Annotated in this window: 14 protein-coding genes and 1 riboswitch; of the genes, 11 read left to right on the top strand and 3 right to left on the bottom strand. The window is 66.6% G+C overall.

All coding sequences use genetic code 11. The features are described from left to right. The first annotated feature begins 44 nt into the window (after positions 1-44). The 3 genes from E1263_RS27505 to E1263_RS27495 all read left to right on the top strand — a co-directional run bounded on the left by E1263_RS27505 (position 45) and on the right by E1263_RS27495 (position 2,790). Positions 45-677, top strand: a complete 633-nt coding sequence (locus tag E1263_RS27505) for a class I SAM-dependent methyltransferase (RefSeq protein ID WP_132172458.1) — start codon at positions 45-47, stop codon at positions 675-677. A gap of 18 nt (positions 678-695) precedes the next feature. Next, positions 696-1,706: a hypothetical protein gene (locus E1263_RS27500; protein ID WP_202869073.1), complete on the top strand. Its 1,011-nt coding sequence runs from the start codon at positions 696-698 to the stop codon at positions 1,704-1,706. Between the two features lie 139 nt (positions 1,707-1,845). Further along, entirely contained in the window at positions 1,846-2,790 is a 945-nt protein-coding gene (locus E1263_RS27495; RefSeq protein WP_132172456.1) for a ferritin-like domain-containing protein, read from the top strand. Between the two features lie 3 nt (positions 2,791-2,793). Here the strand turns inward: E1263_RS27495 and E1263_RS27490 are convergent, their stop codons facing one another. Further along, positions 2,794-3,330 carry a mycothiol transferase gene (locus E1263_RS27490; protein WP_132172454.1) on the bottom strand — a complete coding sequence of 179 codons (537 nt, stop codon included), beginning with the start codon at positions 3,328-3,330 and terminating at the stop codon, positions 2,794-2,796. A 1,506-nt stretch (positions 3,331-4,836) separates the two neighbouring features. Next, the gene (locus tag E1263_RS27485; protein WP_132172452.1) at positions 4,837-5,463 is read right to left on the bottom strand and encodes a TetR/AcrR family transcriptional regulator; all 627 of its coding nucleotides are present in this window, start codon (positions 5,461-5,463) and stop codon (positions 4,837-4,839) included. A 101-nt stretch (positions 5,464-5,564) separates the two neighbouring features. Between E1263_RS27485 and E1263_RS27480 the strand changes: the two genes are divergently transcribed. From E1263_RS27480 to E1263_RS27445, 8 genes are all read left to right on the top strand, one after another. Next, positions 5,565-6,773 carry a lipase family protein gene (locus E1263_RS27480; RefSeq protein WP_132172450.1) on the top strand — a complete coding sequence of 403 codons (1,209 nt, stop codon included), beginning with the start codon at positions 5,565-5,567 and terminating at the stop codon, positions 6,771-6,773. A gap of 11 nt (positions 6,774-6,784) precedes the next feature. Beyond that, on the top strand, positions 6,785-8,590 hold the full coding sequence (locus tag E1263_RS27475; RefSeq protein WP_132172448.1) for an AMP-dependent synthetase/ligase: 1,806 nt from the start codon (positions 6,785-6,787) through the stop codon (positions 8,588-8,590). A gap of 10 nt (positions 8,591-8,600) precedes the next feature. After that, positions 8,601-9,434, top strand: a complete 834-nt coding sequence (locus E1263_RS27470; protein WP_132172446.1) for a poly(ethylene terephthalate) hydrolase family protein — start codon at positions 8,601-8,603, stop codon at positions 9,432-9,434. 120 nt (positions 9,435-9,554) lie between these two features. Continuing rightward, positions 9,555-9,657, top strand: a riboswitch (guanidine-I (ykkC/yxkD leader). A gap of 54 nt (positions 9,658-9,711) precedes the next feature. Next, a complete protein-coding gene (locus tag E1263_RS27465) occupies positions 9,712-11,217 on the top strand; it encodes an amino acid permease (RefSeq protein ID WP_132172444.1) in 1,506 nt (501 codons plus the stop codon). Beyond that, positions 11,214-11,801, top strand: coding sequence for a DUF1989 domain-containing protein (locus E1263_RS27460; RefSeq protein WP_132172442.1), 588 nt, complete (start codon positions 11,214-11,216; stop codon positions 11,799-11,801). The genes E1263_RS27465 and E1263_RS27460 overlap by 4 nt, the downstream gene beginning before the upstream one ends. After that, positions 11,798-12,397 (top strand): urea amidolyase associated protein UAAP2, encoded by a 600-nt coding sequence (locus E1263_RS27455; protein ID WP_132172441.1) that lies wholly within the window; start codon positions 11,798-11,800, stop codon positions 12,395-12,397. The genes E1263_RS27460 and E1263_RS27455 overlap by 4 nt, the downstream gene beginning before the upstream one ends. A gap of 3 nt (positions 12,398-12,400) precedes the next feature. Beyond that, positions 12,401-14,317, top strand: coding sequence for a 5-oxoprolinase/urea amidolyase family protein (locus E1263_RS27450; RefSeq protein ID WP_132172439.1), 1,917 nt, complete (start codon positions 12,401-12,403; stop codon positions 14,315-14,317). Further along, positions 14,314-15,870, top strand: coding sequence for an allophanate hydrolase (locus E1263_RS27445; RefSeq protein ID WP_132172437.1), 1,557 nt, complete (start codon positions 14,314-14,316; stop codon positions 15,868-15,870). The genes E1263_RS27450 and E1263_RS27445 overlap by 4 nt, the downstream gene beginning before the upstream one ends. Positions 15,871-16,362: 492 nt before the next feature. Here the strand turns inward: E1263_RS27445 and E1263_RS27440 are convergent, their stop codons facing one another. Then, positions 16,363-17,268, bottom strand: a complete 906-nt coding sequence (locus E1263_RS27440) for a ScbA/BarX family gamma-butyrolactone biosynthesis protein (protein ID WP_132172435.1) — start codon at positions 17,266-17,268, stop codon at positions 16,363-16,365. Between the last annotated feature and the right edge of the window lie 74 nt (positions 17,269-17,342).

Below are 17,342 nucleotides of genomic sequence, written 5' to 3'. Positions count from 1 at the left end.
GGAAATCAGTCGCGGGGCGGCGGGGGAGTGTTTAGCGTGGGCGGATGCAGAGTGACGAAGCCAAGGAGCTTGTACGGCGAGGGTACGACGCCTTGTCGGAGCGGTATGACGAGGCGTTCGGGAGCGACACCAAGTACGGCGAGTGGCTGGCGGAGTTGCTGACTCGGCTCGGCGACGGCAGTCGGGTGCTTGATGTGGGGTGCGGCGCGGGAGTGCCGGTGGCGAAGGTGTTGGCGGACGGCGGCCACGAAGTCACCGGTGTGGACATCAGCGGCGTACAGGTCAAGCGGGCTCAGGAGCGGGTTCCGCACGCGACGTTCGTGCAGGGTGATGCGACAAAGCTGGAGTTCCCGGCAGAGTCGTTCGATGCGGTGCTGACGTTTTATTCGTTGATCCACATCCCGCTGGACGAGCAAGAACGCCTGCTGCAGAAGATCGCCACCTGGTTGCGCCCGGGCGGGGTTTTCGTGGCGACAGTCGGGGCGACCGCGTGGACCGGCGCGGAAGAAGGCTGGCTGGGCGGCGACGTACCGATGTGGTGGAGTTCGGCCGACACCGACACAACCCGCGGGTGGATCGAGGCGGCCGGGCTGGTCGTCGAGCGCGCGGAATTCGTGCCGGAAGGGGACAGTGGGCACACGCTGATCTGGGCTAGCCTGAGGGCCTCGAACAACTGACTGCGAGGGGTGCCGCCCATGCCCAGAGCTCTTGCTGTTCTGCTTGTTGCCACACTTGCCGCCCTAACTTCCGGTACGGCGGTCGCATCGCCGACCGCCGTGTCCGACCCCGCTCGCGCCGAGTTGCGCGGGATAGTCGAGAACGTTTCCGGCGCGACCGGGAAGCGCTACAACACCAAGGACGACGCCGGCCATGTGATGGACACGGTGAAGATCATCCAGGACACGACCGGCGGCTATCTCGCGGTCTCGCACCACCTGGCCAGTGACGGTCGTTTCCGGGTGAATCTGGCGACCTCAACCGATCTGCTCAACTGGCATTGGGTTCGTGAACTCGCCGGAAGCAACACCGGACCGGCCTCCCAACCCACCATCGTCCAAGCCTCGAACGGCGGGTTCCTCCTCGCCTGGGAGCAGGAGCAGTCCGGCGGCGGGAACAATCATCTCGCCTTCCGGTACTTCGCCAATCGCGCCGATCTCCTGGCCGGCCGGGTGAACCGTTCCTTTGATTCACCGCGCCGGTTGTCGTCGTGCGCCGAGGGCACGCCGAACATCTACAGCATCACGCTGTCACCCGATATCGACCACTCGACGATCGACATCGGCGGCCACTACTGGTGGAACTGTGACCGCGACCGCCAGCAACGCGGCACTCTGAAGAACTTCAACTCGTGGTCGACATCGGCGCAACCGAACTTCGACAACGCCTTGCTGCACTGGGGTGTCGGCGGCAACATCGGTGACCGCGACCAGATGGCCTTCCGCGGCTACAGCTTCGGGTTGATCGAAGGCCAGTACACGAAGGGTGATTTCGGTTCCTGGCGGACGTTCGTGTACGACTACCAGACCGGCAACGCCGATCGGACGACGATCCGCACCAACGGCGGCAGTACGGCGTTCGCCAATCCGAGCATCACCGCGCTCAAAGCCCCGAACGGCCAGAACGCGTTCGTCATCACGCTGTTCATCCCCAGCGAAGGCGCAGCGCCGGGTGAAGCCGGTCAACTCGTCTACTACCAGACCTACTGACAGAAAGTAGTTGCCGCCCGCCACCCATCCGCCGGGGTGGCGGCGTCGAACACTCGTTGATGGGCCAGATCTTCGCCCGATGGTTCGTCATGGCCGGTGGGCCGCTCGGTCTGCCGGAATCTCACTGACGGAGACGAGCATGTTCGACAAGCTGTTCATCCGGAACGCGATCGAGCGCAGTGCCGAAAACAATGTGGACCGCCGAAAGTTCCTGCGAGTAGCAGGCGTGGCAGGCGCAGGAGCAGGGCTGGCCGGTGGTGGTCTGCTCGCCAGCGGCGTCCTGAACCCGGACACCGCCGAAGCGGCCGCCACCGGCGGGCCCAGCGACGGCGCAATCCTCAACTTCGCGCTGAACCTGGAGTATCTGGAGGCGGAGTTCTACCTGCGCGCTGTGCGCGGTTATGGGCTCTCAGGCGCTGACGTCCACGGCAAGGGCAAGCCGGGTGGCGTGCGCGGTGGCCGCAAGGTGAAGTTCCAGTCCAAGGTCGTGCGCGCGTACGCCCAAGAGATCGCGGCGGACGAGCTCGCGCACGTCAAGTTCCTCCGCAAGGCGCTCGGCAAGGCGGCCGTGGCTCGCCCGTCGATCGACATCGACGCCGCCTTCACCGCAGCCGCAACTGCGGCGAAGTTGATCAAGCCGGGGCAGAAGTTCGACGCGTACGCCAACGAGAACAACTTCCTGCTCGCCGCCTACGTCTTCGAAGATGTCGGCGTCACGGCCTACAAGGGCGCCGCACCGCTGATCTCCAACAAGACCTACCTCGAGGCCGCCGCCGGCATCCTCGCCGTCGAGGCATACCACGCGGCCAACATCCGTACGACGCTCGTCTCCCGCGGCCTCGAAACCCCGTCGGTCGCGATCTCCAACGCCCGCGACAGCCTCGACGGCAAATCCGACGTCGACCAAGGCACGTCGTACCGGGGCCGCACCAACATCGTCCCCACCGACGCCAATGGCATCGCCTTCAGCCGCGGCGCCGACCAGGTCCTGAACGTCGTCTACCTGACCCCCAAGAAGGCGACCAAGGGCGGCTTCTTCCCCCACGGCGTCAACGGCGCCATCAACACCAGCCGAGCCAACTGACCCTCACTCCGGGTCGTTGCCGCGCAACCCGTCAACGGCTTCCCGCAGTACGTCGGCATGTCCGGTGTGCTTGAGATATTCCTCCAGCAGGTCGATGAGGATGCGGCGCCGACTGGTGACCCAGTCGGGGTCGCCCTCGTCGATCTCCACGTCGAGCCCGCCATCCGCAGCCAGCTCGGCCCAAGTCGCCCGCGACCGCTCCGCACTCCGGTACCACAGCGCGTACAGCTCCTGAGGATCGTCGATGCGTGCCGATTCCCAACCCCAGTTGTCGTTCTCGACCCAACCGCGGACATCCCACGGCGGGCCGACCGGCTGCCCCGCCGCGCGAGCCGTGAAGCCGGCCTCGACGAACGCCATGTGCTTGACAAGCCCGGCCAGTGTCATCGTCGACGGCGGATACTCCCGCCGCAACTGCTCGGCCGACAACCCACCGGTCTTCCACGCGAACTGACGCCGTACGCGATCGACGGCGAACTGAAGCATCTCCACCTCACCACCGCGAAGACACTCCGCCAGTGGCAGATCTCTCCACTCCATAAACCCTCCTCAGTATCCCGGCGACGCCACTCATCCTGTGGCCCGAGCACCTCATCCGCAACAAGGCCCACCCGCCAACACCAACAACTGCAGGTAGTCCCCGCCCAGCGCTCGTCGCTGGCCCGTGGGGCTGGCGACGGCCCGGAATTCGAAGTACCTGCAGTCACTCGTGCTGCAGCCCCACCCGCTTGTTCGAGTCCCGCGCGGCTGCGAGGCGCCGGGTCCTGGCGTGCCGCCGCCGGCACGAACGACTGCAGGTGGTCCCCGTACGGCGCCATCACTGGCCCCGTGGGGCTGGCGGAGGCGTGGAATTCGAAGTACCTGCAGTCGTTCGTGCTGTACCCCCGCCCGCCTCCCCGGGTATGGGCTGCGATGGAGGAGGGGGCCGCGGCGGGGGTCTTGGTGGACTGCTGGTGGACCGCCGTCGGCACGAACAACTGCAGGTGGTCCCCGTACGGCGCCCATCGCTGGCCCGTAAGGCTGGCGAAGGCCCGGAATTCGAAGTACCTGCAGTCGTTCGTGTTGCAGCCCCACCCGCTTGTTTGAGCCCCGCGCGGTTGCCAGGCGCGTGGTCCTGGCGGGGCATCGGTGGCGCGAGCAACTGCAGGTGGGGCCCGTACGGCGTCCGTCGCCAGGGGCGTGGGGCTGGCGACGGCCTGGAAGTCGGAGTACTTGCAGTCGCTCGTGTTGCAGCCCCACCGGCTTGTCGGAGTCCCGCGCGGTTGCCGGGCGCCGGGTCCTGGCGGTCGCCGCCAGCACGAGCAACTGCAGGTGGTCCCCGTGCGGCGTCCATCGCCGGGGGCGTGAAGCAGGCGGAAGCTCGGCGTTCGGCGTACCCGCAGTCGCTCGTGCTGGACCCCCGCTCGCATGTTGGAGCCCCGCGCAGCTGCTAGATGCGTGGTCCTGGCGTGCCGCCGGTGGCACGAACAACTGCAGATGGTCCCCGTACGGCGCCCATCGCTGGCCCGTAAGGCTGGCGAAGGCCCGGAATTCGAAGTACCTGCAGTCGTTCGTGCTGTACCCCCGTCCGCTTGTTCGAGTCCCGCGCGGCTGCGAGGCGCCGGGTCCTGTTCGTGCCGCCGCCGGCACGAACAACTGCAGGTGGTCCCCGTACGGCGCTCATCGCTGGGCCCGTGGGGCTGGCGGAGGCCTGGAGCTCGGAGTACCTGCAGTTGCTCGTGTTGCAGGCCACCCGCTTGTTTGAGTCTCGCGCGGTTGCTCGGCGCGGGTCCTGGCGTGCCGTCGGTGGCACGAACAACTGCAGGTGGTCCCCGTACGGCGGCTATCGCGGGGCCGGTGAGGCTGGCGGAGGCCTGGAATTCGGAGTACCTGCAGTTGCTCGTGCTGCGGACCCGCCCGCTTGTTTGAGGGTTGCTCGGCGCGGGGTGCCGGTGGCACGAACAACTGCAGGTGATCCCCGTACGGCGTCCATCGCCGAGCCCGTGAAGCGGAGGCCTGGAAGTCGGAGTACCTGCAGTTGCTTGTGTTGCAGGCTTGTCGCGAGGTTCAGGCGCTGCGGGTGATTGACGCGAGGATGAGCGCTTTGGCTTCGGCGGCGATTTCGCTGGTGGGGTAGTCGGCGGTGTGGGTTTGCCATTCGCGGAGCAGGCCGGTGATGGCGCCGACGATCATGATCGCGGTGAGGCGGAAGTCTCGGTGCGGGGCGAGGCCGGCGGCGGCGACGCGGTCGGCTTCGTGCATGATCAGCTCGCTCCAGCGGCCGACCCAGTCGACGTGCAGGGCCTCGACTGCGGGGCTGACGCCGACGGCCTCGACGTAGTTCAGTCGGGCGAGGCGTGGGTCTGAGGTGACGGCGGCCAGGTAGACGTCGACGAGTACGTCGATGCGAGCGGCCGGATCGGTCGTCTCCAGGCTGGTCAATGTCTGGCTGACGTGATCGTGGGCGAGCTGGTTGGTCCGGACGTACAGCTCGAGCAGCAGGGCTTCCTTGGTCTCGAACTCCTGGTAGAAACCCCGGTTCGACATGCCCGCCGCAGCGCACAGCTCCGTGATCTTCGTCTGCTGATAACCAACAGACGTGAACAGCTCGACCCCCGCTGCCAGCAACCGCGCGCGCCGCTCTTCCCGGCGCCGCGCCAAGGGCACACCGCCATAGCTGCGCTCAGCCGCCAACAGAAACCTCCAAGGTCCAGGGGATTGTCACAGCCTAACCCCGCCGCTACATTCGGGTAATTCTCATTACCACTCTCCCCGCCCCCACGGAGGTAACCACCGTGCTCCGCAGACTCGTGACCGGGCTCGCCATTGCCGGCCTGTCCTTGGCGGTCGCCGCGCCGGCTGAGGCCGACAGCCGCCCACCGACCCCGCAGAACGACCCCTTCTACACGGCCCCGTCCCCGCTCCCGAGCGTCGCGGCCGGTGATGTCCTCAAGACCCGGAAGGTCGACCTGTACGTCGACATCCTCCGGCTGTTCCCCGTCCCGACCCGCGCGGATCAGGTCCTCTACCGCTCCACCTCAGCCACCGGTACGCCGAACGCCGTGTCCGGCACGGTCATCACCCCACTCACCGCCTGGACAGGCTCGGGCAAGCGACCGGTCCTGGCTTACGCGATGGGTACGCAAGGACTCGGCGACCAATGCGCGCCGTCGTACCAGATCCGGACCGGTACCGAGGTCGAGGTCGCCTTCATCGCGCAGGCGATCACCAAGGGCTGGGCTGTCGCGCTGACCGACTACGAAGGACTCGGTACGCCGGGAACGCACACCTACGCGAATGCGAAGTCCGAGGGTCGTGCACTCCTCGATGTCGCCCGCGCCGCGACCCGCCTTCCCGCAGCAGGGCTCGACAAAGCCGCGCCGATCGGCGTTTTCGGTTACTCGCAAGGCGGTCAGGCCGCAGCCGCGGCGGCCGAGCAAGCAGCGTCGTACGCGCCTGATCTCAAAGTCGTCGGTACGGCGACCGGCGGCGTACCGGCCGATCTCGATCTAGTTGCTGCGAGCAATGATGGTGGCATCGGATTCGGCCTGGTGGCCGCTGCCGCGATCGGCCTGTCGACGGCGTACTCGGACGTTCCGCTCGACAACGTCCTCACCGCGCAAGGCAAGGAGCTGTTCGCGAAGATCAAGCAGGCCTGTGTCGCCGAGATCGCGCTGCTCGCGCCGGGGCGCAAGCTCGACGACTTCACCACGGTTCCCAACGTGATCAAGGATCCGCGCTGGCAGAAGCGGCTCAATGAGAACCTGCTCGGCAACGTCAAGCCGTCCGCCCCGGTCTATCTCTACCACGGCACAGCCGACGAGCTGATCCCGTACGCCGGTGCAGTCGCCCTGAAGAACCGGTACTGCGCAGCCGGCACCACCCTGGAGTGGCACGTGATCCCGCTAGGCGGACACGTCGTCACGGTGTCCCTCTGGGGCACCAACGCACTGAACTGGCTAGGCGACCGCTTCCAGAACCGCCCCGCAACCTCCTCCTGCTGAAAGGCGGCGCCATGACCCACGACACGGTTCTCGACCTCACTGTGCCTGATTTGGTACGGCGGAACGCGGCCGAGCACGGTGACGTCATGGCGATCATCGACGGCGACCGGCGATTGACCTGGGCCGAGTATGAGCGACAGGCCCAGGCGATCGCCCTTGTCCTGCTGGATCTTGGGATCGAATCCGGTGACGTGGTCGGCCTGCAACTGGTGAACCGGGCCGAGCACGTCCTGGCCGATGTCGGCGCCATGCTGGCCGCCGCGACACCTTCGTCGTACTACAACACCCTTGCCGCCGAGCAGCTTGCCTATGTCGCAGCCGACTCCGCGTGCAAGATCTGCATTGTCGACATGGAGTTTCTTCCTACCTGGTTGGCGATCAAGGATCAGCTACCGGAGCTCCGCACGCTCGTCGTCATCGGCCCGGGCCCGGCACCCACCGGCGTACTGTCCTTCGAAGTCCTCACCGCAGCAGCACTGGCGTCCCTGCCGGAACGGCTGAATGAGGTGCACGAGGCAACAAAAAAGGTGCAGCCCGACGACCCGGCAACGATCATCTACACCTCCGGTACGACGGGTCCGCCGAAAGGCACGCTCGTCACCCACGCCGGGATCTGCACCGTGCTCGACGGCATCCTCACCCGAGTCGCCGACGACCTCGGCGGCATCCCGGCCCCCGGTCGCTCGCAGGTTTCCTACCTACCGCTCGCCCACCTGGCTGAGCGAATGATCACCCACTACCTCGGTACGGCGCTCGTCTCCACGGTCACGTATGTCCGCGACCTCCGGACCCTCGCGGACAACCTGCCCGCGATCCAGCCGCACGTGTTTCTCGCGGTCCCACGGGTCTGGGAAAAGCTGCTCGGCGCCGTCACCGAGCGAACCGTCACCGAAAAATCCCCAGTACGGCGTGCGCTGCTCCGGAGGGCGATCGTCGTTGCCCGCCGGGCCGGGCAGGCCCGGTTCGGCACTGGGGCCGGCCCGGGCCTGCGTCTGCAGCACGTGCTGTTCGAGCGGCTCGTCTACCGGCGGATCCGCTTGGCACTCGGGCTGAACGAGATGATCGTCGCCGTCAGCGGCGCGGCGCCGATTGCGAAGGAGGTGCTGGTCCTCTTCCGGGGCCTCGGTGTCACCATCGTCGAGGCGTACGGAATGACCGAGACCTCCGCCGTCCTGACGCTCAACTCACTGAGCGAGCCGCGCCTGGGAACGGTCGGCCCGGCATTGCCCGGTGTCGAGCTGCGGTTGGCCGACGACGGCGAACTGCTGGCCCGCGGCCGGATCATCTCGCCCGGCTACCTCAACCGTCCCGAGGCGACCGCCGACACGTTCATCGACGGCTGGTTGCACACCGGCGACCTCGGCCGGATCGATGCCGACGGCTACCTTTCGATCGTCGGCCGCAAGAAGGAACTCATCATCAACTCAGCCGGCAAGAACATCTCGGCCGCCAACGTCGAGCAGGCGGTCTCGTCGGCGTCCGACCTGATCGGATCGGTCTACGTGCACGGCGACAACCGCCCTTACCTGGTTGCGCTCATCACGCTCGATCCCGGCTGGCGGCAGTGGTGCACGGCGCGCAACATCGAGGCGGTGACGGCGGCTGACGCTGCCACGCATCCCGCCGTACGGGCTGAGATCGAGCAGGCCGTACGTATCGGCAACGAGCGGCTTTCGAGGGTCGAACAGGTTAAACGCTGGTCCCTGCTGGAGTCCCTTTGGGGCACGGATACGGGCGAAATGACGCCTACGCTGAAGCTCAAGCGATCCGTGGTGCGCGAGAAATACGCCCACTCGCTGGACACTCTCTACTCCTGAAGGAGCTCCCGTGAAGCGTCTGCTCGCCGCAGCTGTTGCGGCTGTCAGTCTGATCGCCAACCTCACTCCGGTCGCCAACGCTCAGCCCTCAGCGAGCTGCCCGTCAGTGAATCGCAACTGGGCCGCGCCCGGCCCGTTCGCCGTGACATCCGCGTCCAACGGGCAAGGTACGACGATCATTCGACCCGCGCAGCTCGGGACACTCGGCTGCGCGAAACACCCGGTGATCCTGTGGAGCAACGGCGCGGCCGCGACAGTGTCGACGTACCAGCCGTTGCTTGAGCACTTTGCGTCCCACGGCTTCATCGTCGCTGCGGGCGAAGGCCGCTCCGGCTCAGGCGACCCGATGCTGGCTGGGCTTGACTACCTGACAGCACAGAACGGTACGGCGGGCAGCGTGTTCGCGGGCAAGGTCGATCTGGACCATGTCGGCGCGACCGGTCACTCCCTCGGCGGAGGCGCGGCCGTCGGCGCGGGCGCGGATCCGCGGGTGGACACGGTGGCGCCGCTCGAGGGCGGGCCGTTCAACGACCCGGCCGACTTGCATGGTCCTGCGCTGTACTTCGCAGGTCAGGCTGACCTCATCGTCTGGCCGTCGGTCGTGCATGACCGCTACACGCAGAGCAGTCACGTGCCCGCGATCTACGCCGAGCTCAAGGGTGCCGATCACTTCGTAGTGAGCCCTGACGGCGGGCAGTTCCGCGGCGCGATCACGGCGTGGTTCCGGTACTGGCTGCTCGGTGACGAGCAGGCTCGCAGCGAGTTCTTCGGCCCGTCCTGCGCCAACTGCAGCTCGGCAACCTGGTCCAAGTTCGAGCGCAACGCCAAGGCAACCGCGCTCTAAAATTCTCAGGACGCTCTCCGATCTGAACGCCTAGTGAGAGAAGTCGTTTACTTCGTCGCAACAACTGAAGAGCGTTACTGAAACCGTTGGGTTCTGAACTGGAACAGACCCGCCGGAACGGCGGGGCGCCCCTAGGGTTCCGCTGCCGACACCGGTGGGTCTGGTCCGAGAGGGGAGACGGCGCTTCGGCGTCGTTCCACGGCGGGACAAAAGCCCGGGAGGCCGCAAAGGCCCGGGCATGCCGTGCGAGTTCCGGGCCGACTCGACGGAGGCCGGAATGTCAGCACCCCCGGATGTACTCACCGCCCCAACCGACGACCTGAGCGGTTTCGGCTACGCACAGCAGCTGTCCCGCCGGGTCGGCAGCTACGCGTCGTTCGCCGCCGGCTTCTCGTTCGTGTCCATCCTGACCACGGTCTTCCAGCTCTTCGGCCTCGGCTTCAGTTTCGGCGGTACGGCGTTCTTCTGGACCTGGCCCGCGGTTCTCGTCGGGCAGTTGATGGTCGCGCTCTGCTTCGCCGAGTTGGCCGCTCGCTATCCGTTGTCCGGCGCGATCTACCAATGGGCCCGCCGACTCGGCGGCGCGGTGGTTGGCTGGTTTGCCGGTTGGACGATGGTGATCGCGCAGACCATCACGTTGGCGGCGGCCGCAATCGCCTTACAGGCGGTGCTTCCGGCAGTCTGGTCCGGGTTCCAGGTCATCGGCACCGACCCGGCATTGTCGTCACGCGACGGCGCCGCCAACGCCGTCCTCCTCGGCTGCATCCTCCTCGTCGCGACCACGATCCTGAACGCGACGAGCGTCCGGATCATGGCCGTCGTCAACTCGATCGGCGTCACGTGTGAGCTCGTCGGTGTCGTCCTGATCGTCATCCTGCTGACCAGCAAGGCCGAACGCGGCCCATCCGTCGTACTGCACACAACCAACCTCGACAACAGCACCGGGTACGTCGTTCCGTTGCTCATCTCGGCGTTGATGGCGGCGTACGTGCTGGTCGGTTTCGACAGCGCCGGTGAGTTGGCGGAGGAGACGCATAAGCCGCGCGCGACCACGCCTCGAACGATCATCCGCGCGGTCGTCGCATCAGGCCTCGGCGGTGCGTTCCTGATCATCGCCGCGTTGATGGCAGCGCCTTCGGTGACCGACGGCGATCTTGCCACCCAAGGTCTTGCGTATGTGTTGACCAGCCAGCTCGGAACAACCGTCGGGAAGCTCTTGCTCCTCGATGTCGCGCTTGCGGTTTGCGTCTGTACGTTGGCGATTCAGACCGCAGCGGCCCGCATGATCTTCTCGATGGCGCGCGACAACGTCCTGCCGGGATCGGTCTGGCTCCGCCGCGTCTCGCCTCGGACCGGGACGCCGGTCGCGGCAACCGTCGTACCGGGTGTGTTGGCTGCGGTGTGTTTGGTCGTCAACGTCGGGAACGCTGGTCTGTTCCTCGGGCTGGCCAGTGTCTGCATCATGCTGCTGTACATCGCGTACCTGATGGTGACCACGCCGTTGCTGTTCCGGCGTCGGACGCTGATCACGGGAACCGATGAGAACGGCCGTCCGCTGTTCTCGCTCGGCCGCTACGGTCCTCTCGTGAATATCATTGCTGTGGGCTACGGGCTCGCGATGGCGATCAACCTCGGCTGGCCGCGGGCGGCGGTCTACGACCCGGCGGGCGAGGGTTGGTACCTGCACTATCTCCCGCTCATCACCCTGGCGGTCGTCGGCGTCGGCGGTTGCATTGCCTACCGGTTCCAACGCCGCGCCTACCTCCAGGCGGTGACCGCATGAAGCATGAACTCCCGGCCGATGCGGCTTGGTCGGTTCCGGTTCGGGCCGGCCGTGCGATCACCCTGACTGCGCTCGCCGACAACGCCAACGCGTCCGTCCTCATCGTCGGAGCCGACCGGCTCGACCGCCTGAACATCCCGGACACGCTGAAGTCCCAGATGACAGCTCGCATCCACGTCGGCCTGGTCCTGATGTCCGACCGCGGCCTCGCCCTGGCCACGGTGACTGAGTCCACCCTCGACTGGCATGACTGCCTCACCGGGTTCTTGCCCAGCCACCTTCTCCTGCTGGAGCTGGCGAAACACGGCCTCGGTGCCGCCGACCTGCACGGCGGCATCAACTTCTTCACCAAGGTTGCCGTCTCCTCGGCCGCGGCACTCAGTTTGGTTCCCGGCCACGCGACCGCCGGAGACAGCGTCACCCTCCGGGCCGATCAGGACCTCCTGGTCTTTGTCTCCACCTCGGCCCATCCTTGGGCGACGACTCCGGCCGGCGGCGTCGCCGTACAGATTGGTACGGCGGAGCCGGGCGATCCGGAAGGCCTGCGCCCGGAAGCGCTTCGGGCCTTGGAGTTGGTCCGATGAGCGCGCTGGATCAGGTCATCGAAGCCGGTGACGGCGCCTTGCTGAGCGTGCCGGCCGGGGGCCGCCTCAGGATCGTTGACCTGCACGGGAACCAGGCCGTCGACACGTTGTTCTACGACGCTCACGACATCGACAACCGGTACTCGGCCTTCGACACGATCCGCGAGCAGCGAGCCGTTTACCTCACGACCGGATCGCGACTGATCTCGACGCGCGGCGACGAGCTCGGGGTCATCTCCGACGACACCTGCGGTCGGCACGACACCGTTGGTGGCGCGTGCTCGCAGGAGAGCAACGTGATCCGGTACGGACACCACACCCGGCACCTGCACGCCTGTCGCCAAACGTTCCTCACCCTCGGCGCCCACGCCGGGATCGGGCAACGGCAGCTCACCCACAACGTCAACTTCTTCATGAACGTCCCCGTCACCCCGTCGGGTGAGCTCACCTTTGCCGATGGCTTGTCCGCCCCCGGCCGGTACGTCGAGGTGACGGCGAGCCGCGACATCCTGGTACTGATCAGCAACTGCCCGCAGATCAACAACCCGTGCAATGGCTGGAACCCGACCCCGGTGCAGCTCCTGGGCTGGTGGTGACCCGTGCTGACGGTGATCAGCCCTGGCCTGCAAACCACCATCCAAGACCTCGAGGGCCGACCAGGCCTCTGGGATGTCGGCGTACCGCCTTCCGGTGCCGCCGATGAGCTCACCTTCGCCCTGGTCAACGCCGCCGTCGGCAACCCATCCAGCGCGGCGGGCCTGGAGTGTGTGCAGACCGGGCCCGTACTGACCTGCGACGAGGACCGGCTGATTTGCGTCGGCGGCGCAGCCAAACAAGCCACGATCGACGGTTGGCCGGTGCGGCCCGGCCTCGTGGTCATGCTGCCGGCCGGTGCTGTCCTGGACCTCGGTCTGCTCGACGGCATGCGCGGGTATCTGGCGATCGAAGGTGGGATCGACGTGCCACCGGTGCTCGGCAGCCGAGCGACCTTCGTGCTCGGCGGCTTCGGCGGTCAGGACGGCCGACCGCTCGCGGCCAACGATCAGCTACCGCTCGGGCGTCGCGAGAATCTCCTCAGCCCGGCGAATGTCGAGTTGCCGACCATCACCGACAGTTGGCAGCTACGCGTGATCCCAGGACCGCACGGGGCTCCGGACCACCTGACTGTTGATGGCGTGGAGGCGTTCTTCGGCACTTCTTGGACCGTCGATCACCGATCCGATCGGACCGGTGTCCGGCTGTCCGGACCTTTGCCTGGCTGGGCGCGGAGCGACGGCGGCGAGGCCGGGCTGCATCCGTCCAACGTGCACGACTCGGCCTATCCGGTCGGCGGAATCATGCTCTCCGGCGACACCCCGGTGATCGTCGGCAAGGATGGGCCTTCGCTGGGCGGCTTCGTCGTACCGGCTGTGGTGATCGAAGCCGACCGGTGGATGCTCGGGCAGTTGTGCCCCGGCGACACCGTTGAGCTGGTGCCGGTAGCAATCGAAGTCGCGACGGCTGCGATGTCGGCTCGCCGTCGATGGCTGGCGGATCTGCGGCAAGACGCGTTGCCCGCCGCAACAATCATCGGTACGGCGGCAAGGCCTGACGTACTGCATGAGGCGAGCGGATACACGATTCGGTGTGCCGGGGAGCGGCATGTGCTCGTCGAGGCCGGATCCGCCGAACTTGACCTCACGGTGCGGGTCTGGGTCCACCTACTCGCCGAGGCGTTGCGCGAACATCGTCCGACCGGCGTGGTCGAGATCGTCGAGGGCGTGCGGTCGCTTTTGGTTGCCTTGGACACCTCACGGCTCGGTCCTTTTGAGCTGGCCAAACACCTTGTTTTGTTGACGTCCAGCTTGGCTGACCCGGAGACCGTGGTGCTGCCCGCGCGTGAGGTGACGTTGCCGATTGCGTTCGATCATCCGGAGGCGCATGAGGCGATGCGCCGGTACGCCGCCTCGGTCCGGCCGGATGCGCCGTGGTGTCCGGACAACGTCGAGTTCATCCGCCGGGTCAACGATCTGGACGAGCGGGACGAGGTGTTCGAGATCGTCCAGCAGGCGACGTACCTGGTCGTTGGGCTCGGTGATGTCTACCTCGGCGCTCCGGTCGCGGTGCCGATCGATCCGCGGCATCGGCTGGTGACGACGAAATACAACCCGGCCCGGACCTGGACGCCGCAGAATGCGGTTGGCATCGGTGGGATCTACCTGTGTGTGTATGGCATGGAGGGCCCCGGTGGGTATCAACTGGTCGGGCGGACGGTGCCGGTCTGGCGGCTGCAGGATGAGCGGCCGTGGCTGCTGCGACAGTTCGACAAGATCAGATTCACCCCGGTGAGCGTGGAGCAGTTGGCCCACGAGCGCGCTGAGATCGCGGCCGGACGCGCGGATCTGAAGGTTGCCCCGGCCACCTTCTCGATCGCGGAGGTCCGTCGGATCGAGCAGGAAGCCCCGGTGGACATCGCAACTTTGAGGGCGCGACGCCGGGCGGCGTTCGACGCGGAACGGGCACGGTGGGGAGCATGAGCAACGCCGAATGGATCACTCGGGTGGACGCAGTCGAGGCCCAGCCCGGCCCGCTGCGTGGGCTGACGATGGCGCTCAAGGACAACATCGACCTCGCCGGTGTGCCGACCACGGCCGGTGATCCGCGAACCGTGGAACCGGCTGCGCAGAACGCCTTTGTGGTCGACTGCTTGATCGCGGCCGGCGCCGTACCGTTGGGGAAGACGAACCTGGATCAGTACGCAACCGGGCTGGTCGGCTCGCGGTCGCCGTACGGGGCCTGTCATTCGGTGTTCTCGGCGGAGCACATCTCGGGCGGTTCGAGCTCGGGGAGTGCGGTGGCGGTTGCGACTGGGCAGGTGGATTTTGCGCTCGGTACCGATACGGCCGGGAGCGGTCGGGTGCCGGCCGCGTTCAACCGGCTGGTCGGGATCAAGCCTTCGCGCGGGCTCGTGTCGGCGCGCGGGGTTGTGCCTGCTTGCCGATCGCTCGACTGTGTGACCGTGATGGCGCGGTCGGTCGAGACTGCTCGCCGGGCGTTCGACGTGATGATCGGGTTCGATCCGGACGATGCGTGGTCGCGGCGATTCGAGGCGCTGCCGCACAGTCGGCCGGGCCGTTCGGGCGTTTCGGTGATCGGCGTACCGGATCTCGATCTGGACTTGGATCCCTTGTACGAAAAGGCTTGGCAGCAGATGCTGGCAGAGGCGCATCGGCTCGGCGAGGTCGTCCGGGTTGATGTCAGACCGTTGCTCGAGGCAGCAAATCTGCTTTACTCCGGGCCCTGGTTGGCCGAACGCTGGCTGGCCTTTGGCGACAAACTCGACGACGTACCCGAGGTCGATCCCACCGTCCGAACGATTGTCCGTGGTGGCTCGGAATTGACCGCATCCGCAGCCTTCGCGGGCTTCGACCGACTTGCCGAGTTGACCCGCGCCAGCGAACACCTGTGGACCGAGATCGACGCCCTGTTGTTGCCGGTGGCACCCAATCATCCGACGCTCGCCGAAGTCGCCGCTGATCCGATCGGCACCAACAGCCGCCTCGGTCGCTTCACCAACATGGTCAACCTGCTCGACCTCTGCGCCGTCGCCTTCCCCGGCCCGGACCGCGTCGACGGCCTACCCTTCGGCGTCCAACTCATCGCCCCGGCCGGCCACGACTACACCCTGATCGACCTGGCGGCCCAATGGACCGACGAGATCCTCATCGCCGTAGCCGGCGCCCACCTCACCGGCCAACCCCTCAACCACGAGCTCGTACGACGCGGTGCCCGGCTAGTCGAGTCGACGCGCACGGCACCGTCGTACCGGATGTATCTCCTGGACGGACCCCGCCCCGGTTTGTCGCCCACGGCAACCAACGGCGCCGCGATCGAGGTCGAGGTCTGGGCCATCCCCGCCACCCAACTAGGCAGCTTCGCAGCCACAATCCAGCCCCCACTAGCGATCGGCCCCCTAACCCTCCACGACGGCCGAACCACGCTCGGCTTCCTAGCCACCGCCGATGCCATCAACCCAGCCACCGACATCACCGCCCACGGCGCCTGGCGCACCTACCTCTCCACCCGCTAACCCACCCTCGCATCGCGCCCAAAGCTGGCCCGCCGTGTCTTTGAGCCCCAACGCGCACTTTGAGCCCCCACCAACCATTTTCATGCCCGCGGAATGGTTGGTGGCTACCCAAAGATGCCGCCCGCGCCCAAAGTTGCCGCCCGTGCCCAAAGTTGCCGCCCGTGCCCAAAGTTGCCGCCCGTGCCCAAAGTTGCCGTCCGTGCCCAAAGTTGCCGTCCGCGCCCAAAGGTGGGTCGGCGTGTCTTTGGGCATCTCGGGGCACTCTGGGTGCTCGGTCGCACTTTGAGTACCCACCAACCATTTTTGTGCCCGCGGAATGGTTGGTGGCTACCCAAAGATGCCGCCCGCGCCCAAAGATGCCCTCCGCGCCCAAAGCTGCCGCCCGTGCCCAAAGATGCCGCCCGTGCTCAGAGGTGGGTTGGCGTGTCTTTGAGAACCCACCAACCACTCTCGCAGCCGCGGAATGGTTGGTGGGGGCTCAAAGATGCGGGGTTAGGCGGGCCAGGGTTCGGTGGTGACGGTGGCGGTGAAGACGGGCTTGCCGGTCTGGGTGACGGTGACCTGAACTTCACCGTTGGCCGGGCCGGAGGTCGCCGTGACGACACAGGGCTGGTCGAATTCGACGTAGCGGAGGAACTTGGTGTCGAAGCGGGTTGCGACTGAGCCGGGGACCGAGGCTTGGGCGGCCTGGGCGGCGGCTTCGAGGAGGACCATGCCGGGGACATGGTCATGCGGGTGGTCGAAGAGGACGCTGTGGCTGGTGTCGACTCGGAGCTGCCAGGTTTGCGGCTGGTCAAGGGCAGTCAGTACGACGTTGCCTGGCTTGCTGCGACCGACAAGCGTCGGCTCGACCGGCGGCGTGAGGCGGATGGCCTTGCTGAAGGCATCCTTCGCGGACGAGTAAGGGCCGCGCAGCCGGTCGTAGATGGCCGGCGGATGCGCGCTGTACTGCACTTCGGCGCCGCCGATCCGGCGGCCGTCGCTGACGGCGTCGATCCGGGAGACCAGGTAGACGGATCCCATCCGGCGTCGGGTGACGCTGGGGTGGCTCACCAGGAGAGTCACCTTTTTCGCGCTGCTCCGGACGTCCAGCGCGGTCGGAAGAATCCAGGAACTGATCTGTTCCCAGCCGAGTCGGTGACCCAACGGAATCGCATGAACACGGTGACTTAATAAAGCAAGTGCTTGCCGCAGGCTTTCCGTGAACAGCAACGGCGTGTAATGGTTGCCCTCTGTGTAGAAGGCGTGACTCTGCGGCCAGCAGGCCGTGACCTCTTGGACGAGATCGGGGAGTTCGCGCCACTCGGTGACGAGTGCTTCCTCCGATTTGTCCTTGCGGACAAGCGTTTGGATGGCAGCGGCGACGGGTGGAGCGGTGGTGGTTGGACTCACAGTCATGACAGGTTTCCCCCCTGTGGGACGACAGGTACGGGACAAGGATGGTGCGTCCATCCAGTCTCCACGTATAAATT

It is taken from the genome of Kribbella antibiotica (genome assembly GCF_004349055.1).
Classification (GTDB): Bacteria; Actinomycetota; Actinomycetes; order Propionibacteriales; family Kribbellaceae; genus Kribbella; species Kribbella antibiotica.
The sequence above is the reverse complement of the archived record's forward strand: the minus strand, read 5'-3'. Positions and strand labels throughout refer to the sequence as shown.